This is a genomic window from Flavobacterium sp. (genome assembly GCF_027484205.1).
Classification (GTDB): domain Bacteria; phylum Bacteroidota; class Bacteroidia; order Flavobacteriales; family Flavobacteriaceae; genus Flavobacterium.
The window spans coordinates 26,436-36,447 of record NZ_JAIXUB010000005.1 but is presented as its reverse complement, the minus strand read 5'-3'; the positions used below and the strand labels follow the sequence as shown (position 1 = coordinate 36,447).

Annotated in this window: 7 protein-coding genes; 5 read left to right on the top strand and 2 right to left on the bottom strand. The window is 30.5% G+C overall.

All coding sequences use genetic code 11. The annotated features are described in order from the left end of the window. Positions 1–250 precede the first annotated feature (250 nt). Positions 251–463, bottom strand: a complete 213-nt coding sequence (locus Q0049_RS02450; RefSeq protein WP_298116187.1) for a hypothetical protein — start codon at positions 461–463, stop codon at positions 251–253. Positions 464–583: 120 nt separating this feature from the next. Then, positions 584–2,173, bottom strand: a complete 1,590-nt coding sequence (locus Q0049_RS02445) for a peptide chain release factor 3 (RefSeq protein ID WP_298116185.1) — start codon at positions 2,171–2,173, stop codon at positions 584–586. Between the two features lie 186 nt (positions 2,174–2,359). Here Q0049_RS02445 and Q0049_RS02440 point away from each other — a divergent pair, with 186 nt between their 5' ends. The 5 genes from Q0049_RS02440 to Q0049_RS02420 all read left to right on the top strand — a co-directional run bounded on the left by Q0049_RS02440 (position 2,360) and on the right by Q0049_RS02420 (position 9,963). After that, the gene (locus Q0049_RS02440) at positions 2,360–4,318 is read left to right on the top strand and encodes a peptidylprolyl isomerase (protein WP_298116182.1); all 1,959 of its coding nucleotides are present in this window, start codon (positions 2,360–2,362) and stop codon (positions 4,316–4,318) included. A gap of 33 nt (positions 4,319–4,351) precedes the next feature. Continuing rightward, on the top strand, positions 4,352–5,761 hold the full coding sequence (locus Q0049_RS02435) for a peptidylprolyl isomerase (protein ID WP_298116179.1): 1,410 nt from the start codon (positions 4,352–4,354) through the stop codon (positions 5,759–5,761). A gap of 64 nt (positions 5,762–5,825) precedes the next feature. Next, entirely contained in the window at positions 5,826–6,779 is a 954-nt protein-coding gene (locus Q0049_RS02430; protein ID WP_298116176.1) for a MoxR family ATPase, read from the top strand. A gap of 259 nt (positions 6,780–7,038) precedes the next feature. Continuing rightward, positions 7,039–7,389 (top strand): hypothetical protein, encoded by a 351-nt coding sequence (locus Q0049_RS02425; RefSeq protein WP_298116173.1) that lies wholly within the window; start codon positions 7,039–7,041, stop codon positions 7,387–7,389. A gap of 312 nt (positions 7,390–7,701) precedes the next feature. Next, positions 7,702–9,963 (top strand): aconitate hydratase, encoded by a 2,262-nt coding sequence (locus Q0049_RS02420; RefSeq protein ID WP_298116170.1) that lies wholly within the window; start codon positions 7,702–7,704, stop codon positions 9,961–9,963. Positions 9,964–10,012: the final 49 nt, after the last annotated feature.

Genomic DNA, 10,012 nt, shown 5'->3' with positions numbered 1-10,012 from the left:
TCAATGTTTCAGATGTTGCATCGTTTGAGGTTGGAAGTGGATATCCATCAGGAGTTTACAATGTAATTGTAACTCAAGGAGAAAACACACAAACCTTACGAGTTATCAAAAGATAGTTTGATAAACTATAAATAAACAGAAACCTCCTCAAGTAATTGAGGAGGTTTTTTTTATTTGTTTTTTAAATTTAAGACATAAAAAAAGCCTCACTAAAAGTGAGGCTTTTTTTATGTTTGATAATATTATAATATTATGCTTTTTTTAAATTCTTTCTGATGATATAAAAAGCAAAAACAATTCCTAAAATTAAAAGCAAGATTAATTTACCATTAATATCTGCAGGTTGTGGATCAGATGTGTCTTCTAATCCTCCAGATCCATCATCATCACCTGGTTGAGCAAACGCTATAAAGTTCGACAACAGCATAAATGATAAAAAACAAAACTTAAAAATACTTTTCATAACAATGATTACATTTCAGTTCGCAAAGATAACATGATTTTTTAAATAAAGAAGCTAAAATGCTTTAAATTATACATTTGTCGAATAAATTTTACGAAATCGAGATAGTTTTTTGAATAATTAATCAAATTCTGATGTAAAAAATAATTTAACTGTTGGATATTTGCTTTGAGTCATTTGAATTGTAAAATCTGAATCTGCTAAAAATACTAATTGACCATATTTATCGTGGGCTAAAAACTTTTGTTTTACTCTTTTAAATTCTTTAAACTCTTCATTCTTTGCATCATCTGGCTTAACCCAACATGCTTTGTGAACAGGGAAATTTTCATAAGTACATTTTGCGCCATATTCATGTTCTAAACGATACTGAATGACTTCATATTGAAGTGCTCCAACAGTTCCAATTACTTTTCTATTATTCATTTCTAAGGTAAACAATTGGGCTACACCTTCATCCATCAATTGGTCAACACCTTTTTCTAATTGTTTTGCTTTTAAAGGGTCAGCATTGTTTATGTATCTAAAGTGTTCTGGAGAAAAACTTGGAATTCCTTTGAAACTCATTATTTCTCCTTCTGTTAATGTATCTCCAATTTTAAAGTTTCCTGTATCATGAAGTCCTACAATATCACCAGGATAAGAAATATCTACAATTTCTTTTTTTTCAGCAAAAAAAGCGTTTGGACTAGAAAATTTTAAACTCTTATTTAGTCTAACGTGTGTGTAAGGTTTGTTGCGTTCAAATGTTCCTGAAACAATTTTGATAAATGCAAGTCTATCGCGATGTTTTGGATCCATGTTGGCATGAATTTTAAAAACAAATCCTGATAACTTTTCTTCTTCAGGATTTACTAACCTAGTGTCTGACTCTTTTGGTCTTGGTGACGGCGCAATTTCAATAAAACAATCTAGAATTTCTCTAACTCCAAAATTATTTAAAGCTGAACCAAAGAAAACAGGTTGTAAATTTCCGTCTAAATATTCTTGACGATCAAATTTTGGATATACTTCATCAATTAATTCTAACTCTTCTCTAAGTTTTTGAGCAGGTTTCTCTTTAATTAATTTTTCTAAATCAGGGCTATTAATATCAGAAATCGCTATTGTGTCTTCAATGTTTTTTCTGCTATCACCACTAAAAAGGTTAATGTTTTGCTCCCAAATGTTGTAAATTCCTTGAAAATCATATCCCATTCCAATAGGAAAACTCAGCGGAGTTACTTGTAATCCAAGTTTCTTTTCCACTTCATCCATTAAATCGAAAGCGTCTTTTCCTTCTCTATCTAATTTGTTGATAAAAACAATGATAGGAATTTTTCGCATTCTACAAACTGAAACTAATTTTTCTGTTTGCTCCTCAACTCCTTTTGCTACGTCAATTACAACAATAACACTGTCTACAGCAGTCAATGTTCTAAAAGTGTCTTCAGCAAAGTCCTTATGTCCTGGAGTATCTAAAATGTTTATTTTTTTATCTCTATAATTAAATGCTAAAACTGATGTCGCAACAGAAATTCCTCTTTGGCGCTCAATCTCCATAAAGTCACTTGTAGCACCTTTCTTAATTTTGTTGTTTTTTACCGCTCCAGCTTCTTGAATTGCACCTCCAAAAAGTAACAATTTTTCAGTTAAAGTTGTCTTTCCTGCATCTGGATGTGAAATAATTCCAAATGTTCTTCTACGTTCTATTTCTTTTAAAAAACTCATATCTTGTTTAATGGATTGCAAAAATACTATTTATTGCCGAAATAACTAATTGCATTTTTAATGTTTACAATTAATTTTTGTGTTAATAAAATTTTGTTAATAGTATTGCTTATACTTGTTTAATAACAACGAATTGTTACTTTTGTTGATTGTAATTATTATAAAGTTTTAATATAAATTCAGAATATGAAAAAAGTGTTTTTAGGATTTTTAATCTTATTCCTTTCACAAATAAATGCACAAAATAAACCTAAAGAAGTTCTATTTACTATCGATGAAAAACCTTTCTATGTAGATGAATTTGAGAGAGTTTATAACAAAAACTTAGATTTAGTAAAAGACGAATCTCAAAAAGATTTAAATCATTATCTTGAACTTTTTGTTGGTTATAAATTGAAGGTTACTAAAGCAAATAAAATTGGTCTTCAAAATGATGTTAAATATCAAAACGAACTAAAAAGTTATAGATCACAACTTTCAAAAAATTATACTTCAGATTCTAAAGTTACTGCTGAATTAGTAAAAGAAGGTCATGAACGTTTAAAAAAGGAAATTCGTGCTTCTCATATTTTAATAATGGTAGACGAAAATGCTTCGCCAGAGGATACTTTAAAAGCTTATAAAAAAATTGCTGATCTTAGACAACGAATTATAAGTGGTGAAAGTTTTGATCGTTTAGCACAAGATTATTCTGAAGATCCATCTGCTAAAGAAAACAAAGGAGATTTAGGGTACTTTACTAGTTTTAGAATGGTTTATGCTTTTGAAAATGCAGCTTACAAAACACCAAAAGGACAAATTTCTAATCCAATTCGCACTCGTTTTGGATACCATATTATAAAAGTAAACGATATAAGAGATAACCGCGGTGAAGTTGCAGTTTCTCATATTATGTTGATGAACCAAAAGGAAGGTGAGGATCCAGAAAAACCGAAACAAACTATTCAGGAAATCTATAAAAAAATACAACAAGGTGAAAGCTTTGAAGATTTAGCAAAACAATTTTCAGAAGATAAATCTTCGGCCTCAAAAGGTGGTGTTCTAAACCGCTTTGGTTCTGGACAATTAAGTTCACAAGAGTTTGAAGATGTTGCTTTTTCATTGACAAAAGATAATCCTATTTCACAACCTTTTCAATCGCAATTTGGATGGCACATTGTTAAATTTATTGATAAGTTTCCAATAAAATCGTTTGAAGATTCTAAAACTGAACTAGAAAATAAAATTGCAAGAGATGATCGTTCAAGATTGATAACGAACTCTTTAACTGAAAAATTAAGAAAAAAATACAAGGTAAAAAGAGATGAAAAAATGTTTGCTGCACTTTCAAAAGTAGTAACTAACGATTATTATGATGCAAAATGGGAGATGCCAGAAGATGTTAAACCATTTGCAGGAAAATTATTTTCTATTGAAAGCAGAACCATTTCAGGCGAGCAGTTTTTAAATTATATAAAAAGTCAGCAAAAATCGGGAACTAAATTAAAACCAATATCAAAAGCGCTTGATATTTTATATGATAAATTTAAAGACGACCAATTAAATCAATATTATAATGACAACTTAGAAGTTGAGTTTCCAGAATTTGCCTCTGTTGTAGAAGAATATAGAGATGGGCTTTTGTTGTTTGACTTGATGGAAAGAGAAATTTGGCAACGTGCTAAAACAGATACGATTGGTTTAAAAAAATTCTATGCCGACCAAAATAATAAACCTAGATGGAAGACTAGATTGGATTTAGCAATACTATCTTCTACAAAACAAGAGGTAATGAAAAAGGTACTTTCAATGTTAAAAAAAGGTATTGATTATAAAACAATAAAAGAAAAACTTAATACTAATGATGTTGTAAATGTTATGGTTACTGAAGGTGTAAATGAAGTTGGTTCTTCAGTAATGCCAAAAGGAACAAAACAAGAAGTTGGTTTGTCAGAGATATTTAAGGAAGGTGATTATTATTACATAACTAAAGTGAATAAAGTAATTCCAGAAGGTGATAAAACGCTTGACGAATGCCGTGGTAAAATGGTTAATGATTATCAACAATATTTAGAACAAAATTGGGTTAATGAATTGAAGAAAGAATTCTCAGTAAAAGTTAATCAAGATGTTTTTGAAAAAATAAAAACAAGAATAAAAAAGTAAAAATTGCATTTAAAGAAGTTAATTACACACAAAATGAAAATATCAAAATCAATTAAAAATATCACAACTCTTTTCTTCTTATTTGCGGGATGTATTTCGTTTGCTCAAGAAATAATTGTTGATTCTGTAAAAACAAAAAAAGAAGTTGTTAGAACAGGAAAAAAGCAAAAAGTAGATGGGATTATAGCTACTGTAGGTGAATATCTTGTACTAGATTCTGATATTGATAAAGCTTTTCTTGAACTTTCAAGTCAGGGAAATTCCATAAAAGATATTACAAGATGTCAAATGCTTGGAAAACTTTTAGAAGAAAAATTATATGCGCATCAAGCAATACAAGATTCTATTATTGTTAAAGATGAGGATATTAGAGGTTCTATGAATCAAAAAATTGATTATATGGTAGAGCAAATTGGCTCTATGGAAAATGTAGTTAAATACTTTAAAAAAGATACAGAAGAAGAATTTAGAACAGAAATGTTTGATTTATTGAAAGAGCAACGATTAGCGGCAGAAATGCAAAGAAAAATTGTTGATGATATTCAAATTACTCCAGAAGAAACAAGAAATTTTTTCAAGAAAATTCCTGAAATGGAACGTCCATTGTTTGGGGCAGAACTTGAAATTGCTCAAATTGTTATCACTCCAAAAGTTTCTGAAGAAGAAAAACAAAGAATTATCAATAAATTAAAAGACATCAAAAAAGAAGTTCAAGAAGGAGCAAGTTTTAAAACTAGAGCTGTTATTTATTCTGATGATAAAGCATCGTCTTCATCTGGAGGATTTTATAAAATTAACAAAAAAACATCGTTTGTAAAGGAGTTTAAAGAAGTTGCTTTTTCTTTGCAAGAAGGTGAAATTTCTGAACCATTTGAAACAGAATACGGATATCATATTATTTATTTAGAAAAAATTAAAGGACAAGATTTAGAATTACGTCATATTTTAATGATACCAAAAGTTTCAGAATCGGATATGGCTGATGCTAGAGGAAAAGCTCTTTTAATTAAAAAAAGAATTGAGGATAAAGAAATTACATTTGCTGATGCTGCAAGATCTATGTCAGACGAAAAAGAAACTCGTGCTAATGGCGGAACGTTAATTAATCCACAAACACAAGATACGCATTTCGAATTAACAAAAATGGATCCCGAATTATACAGTCAAGTTTCAAACTTGAAAGGTGATGAAGTTTCAGAACCCATTTTAGAAGAAGATCCAAGAAAAGGTAAAAAAATTAAATTGATTATGGTAACTAACAGAATCAATGAACATACTGCTGATTATGGTAAAGACTACATCAAAATTAAAGAATTAGCATTGAAAGAAAAACAAATCAATGCCATAGCAAAGTGGACAGAAGAAAAAATTAAAGAATCATACATCAATATTAATGAAGATTACAGAAATTGTGATTTTACAAATAATTGGTTGAAAAAATAATATTACATTTTAGTTTTAGTATATTAAATATCTAAAATCTAAAATCTAAAATCTCATATTAATTATGTCAGACGTTACAGCGATACAGAATTTAGTTCAAAAGAGACTCGAACTTAAAAAAGAAATTTCCAAAATAATTGTAGGTCAAGACGATGTTGTTGATCAAATATTGTTGAGCATTTTTTCAGGTGGACATGCTTTGCTTGTAGGAGTTCCTGGTTTAGCAAAAACATTAATGGTCAATACTATTTCTCAAGCTTTAGGATTGAATTTTAAAAGAATTCAGTTTACGCCCGATTTAATGCCGTCCGATATTTTAGGAAGTGAAATTTTAGATGAAAACCGTCAGTTTAAATTTATAAAAGGACCAGTTTTTTCTAATATCATTTTAGCCGATGAGATTAACAGAACGCCACCTAAAACACAAGCAGCTTTACTTGAAGCCATGCAAGAACGTTCAGTAACAATTGCAGGTCACAATTATAAATTAGATTTGCCTTATTTTGTTTTAGCAACTCAAAACCCAATTGAGCAAGAAGGAACATATCCGTTGCCAGAAGCGCAATTAGATCGTTTTATGTTTGCTATCAAGTTAGAATATCCTTCGTTTGCAGAAGAAGTTGAAGTAGTAAAAAGCACTACTTCTGATGCAAAACCAACAATAAATCCTTTGTTCTCTGCTCAAGAAATTATCGATTTCCAACATCTAATTCGAAGAATTCCAGTAGCAGATAATGTTATTGAATATGCAGTAACTTTAGTTGGAAAAACGCGTCCAAATTCACCATTGTCAACAGATTATGTAAATAATTATTTAGATTGGGGTGCAGGACCAAGAGCGTCACAAAATTTAATTTTGGCAGCTAAAGCTAATGCAGCTTTCAACGGAAAATTCTCTCCAGATATTGAAGATGTAAAAGCAGTTGCAACCGGAATTCTTCGTCACAGAATAATTAAAAATTATAAAGCCGATGCTGAAGGAATTACAGAAGAAGTAATTATTAGTAAGTTGATGTAAGATGTTTTTAACAAGCATGAATAATCAAGCATTATTTTTATTAATATGTTTGTATTTATTTGTTGTTAGTATTCTTTATTTTTTAGTTATTGGATTATTATATCTTTTAAAATTGAAATCTTTTTATACTACTTGGTATAAAAAGATTTTTTTGTTTTTAGGAATTGGTGTGATTGCTTACTTTATTTTATTTTTTTGGCAGAAACTATATAATTAATACTATTCATAGTTTTTTTTCGTTTTAAAATAAATTTTAACCATGAAAAAATACTCATTCTTACTCCCAGAATTTTTTATTATTGCATTATCAATATTTTGGTTTTTAGATAATTATTTGGGATCGGGACATATTAATTATTTTACCATAGTCGTTTTTATTATTGTATCACTTCAACTTTTTATCAAAAATAAAATTGTCGGAATTATTCTTGGCTCCATCTTTTTCCTTTTTGGATTGTATATGATTTTGGCTGTACTATCTGAATTTAAAAAAATTACAACAATCGATTTTTCAGCAATTCAATTAGTTTCAGTTGGTTTTTTAATTTGTTTCGTACTAATTGCAGCTTCTATTGGAATGTTCTATAAATCTATTCCAAAAAAATTCTAAATTTTATTATTCCTTTCTTTTAACAAAGCGAATTCAATTTTATAATTTATTAGTTAAAGTTAAGTTTCTCATCTAATTTAGAAACGTTCTTAGCTGTGCTTTTGTTTCTTAAATTTCGAATATGATAAAAAAAGGTTTCTAAATTAACAATTATTCAAAATTTTTATTCAAAATTCATTTTTATGCAATAATAATTAGTCAAAATGGTGATTTGGCAATAATAATCTTTTGAAACATCAGATTTATTAAATATTTTTTAATTATCATTAATTTCATTAAATTTGCATTGCAAATAAATAAACCTATTACATTATGGCTTTTGATATCGAAATGATTAAAAAAGTGTACGGAACAATGGCGGAACGCGTTGATAAAGCACGTGAGTTAGTTGGGCGTCCATTAACACTTTCTGAAAAGATTTTATATTCACATTTATGGGAAGGAACGCCTTCTCAAGCTTTTTCAAGAGGAAAAGATTACGTTGATTTTGCTCCTGATAGAGTTGCTTGTCAAGACGCAACGGCTCAAATGGCATTATTACAATTTATGCATGCCGGAAAGAAAACCGTAGCTGTTCCTACAACAGTTCACTGTGATCACTTGATTCAAGCAAAAGTTGGTGCTACTACTGATTTAGCTGTAGCCAATTCACAATCGAAAGAAGTTTTTGATTTTCTTTCTTCTGTTTCAAATAAATACGGAATTGGTTTTTGGAAACCAGGTTCAGGAATTATACACCAAATTGTTTTAGAAAATTATGCATTTCCTGGTGGAATGATGATTGGAACCGATTCACATACAGTAAATGCTGGTGGATTAGGTATGTTAGCTATTGGTGTTGGTGGTGCTGATGCGGTTGATGTAATGTCTGGAATGTCTTGGGAATTGAAATTTCCAAAACTTATTGGAGTTAAATTGACAGGAAAATTAAACGGTTGGACGGCTCCAAAAGATGTAATTCTAAAAGTTGCCGATATTCTGACTGTGAAAGGTGGAACTGGAGCGATTGTAGAATACTTTGGCGAAGGTGCTGTCAATATGTCATGTACTGGAAAAGGTACTATTTGTAATATGGGTGCAGAAATTGGAGCAACGACTTCAACTTTCGGTTACGATGATTCAATGAGAAGATATTTAGCAGCAACTGGTCGTCAAGATGTAGTTGATGCTGCTGATACAGTTGCTGATTATTTAACTGGTGATGCTGAAGTATATGCTAATCCAAGTCAGTATTTTGATGAATTAATCGAAATTAATTTATCAGAGTTAGAACCACATATCAATGGACCATTTACGCCAGATAGAGGAACTCCAGTTTCTAAAATGAAAGAAGAAGCAACTAAAAATGATTGGCCTTTAAAAGTAGAATGGGGTTTAATTGGTTCATGTACTAATTCATCTTACGAAGATATGGCTCGCGCAGCTTCTATTGTGGAACAAGCTGTTGCTCATGGAATTACTCCTAAAGCAGAATTCGGAATCAATCCTGGTTCTGAGCAAATTCGTTATACTATTGAAAGAGATGGAATTATCGCTACTTTCGAAAAAATGGGAACTAAAGTATTTACAAATGCTTGTGGACCTTGTATCGGACAATGGGATAGAGAAGGTGCAGACAAAGGTGAAAAAAATACTATCGTTCACTCTTTCAACAGAAATTTCTCAAAACGTGCTGACGGAAATCCAAATACACATGCTTTTGTAACTTCTCCAGAAATGGTTGCTGCATTAGCAATTTCAGGTGATTTATCTTTTAATCCAATAACAGATACTTTATTGAATGATAAAGGTGAAGCTGTAAAATTAAATCCTCCAACAGGTGATGAACTTCCAAAAAGAGGTTTTGATGTGGAAGATGCAGGTTTTCAAGCGCCAGCAGAAGATGGAAGTAATGTTTCAGTTGTTGTTTCTCCAACATCAGATAGGCTACAACTTTTAGCACCATTTGATGCATGGGATGGAAAAAATATTTCTGGAGCAAAATTACTTATCAAGGCTTTCGGAAAATGTACTACCGATCATATTTCAATGGCTGGACCATGGTTACGTTTCCGCGGACATTTGGATAATATTTCTAATAATATGTTGATTGGAGCAGTTAATGCTTACAACCAAGAAGCTAATAAAGTTAAAAATCAATTAACAGGAGAATATGCAGCTGTTCCTGCTGTGGCAAGAGCTTATAAAGCAGCAGGTGTTCCTTCAATTGTTGTTGGTGATCAAAACTATGGTGAAGGTTCTTCAAGAGAGCATGCTGCAATGGAACCACGATTCCTTGGAGTTAAAGCAGTTTTGGTAAAATCATTTGCTCGTATTCACGAAACCAATTTGAAAAAACAAGGAATGTTAGCTTTAACTTTTGCTAACGAAGCAGATTATGATAAAATTCAAGAAAACGATACTATCAATTTCTTAGATTTAACAGATTTTGCACCAGGAAAACCATTAACATTAGAATTCGTTCATGCTGATGGTTCAAAAGATATAATTTTAGCAAATCACACGTACAACGAAAGCCAAATTGGTTGGTTTGTAGCTGGATCGGCTTTAAACTTAATTGCAGCCAACGCATAATTGGTTAGTAATTTATTTTTGCAAAAAGAACTCTCAAGGAAACTTGGGA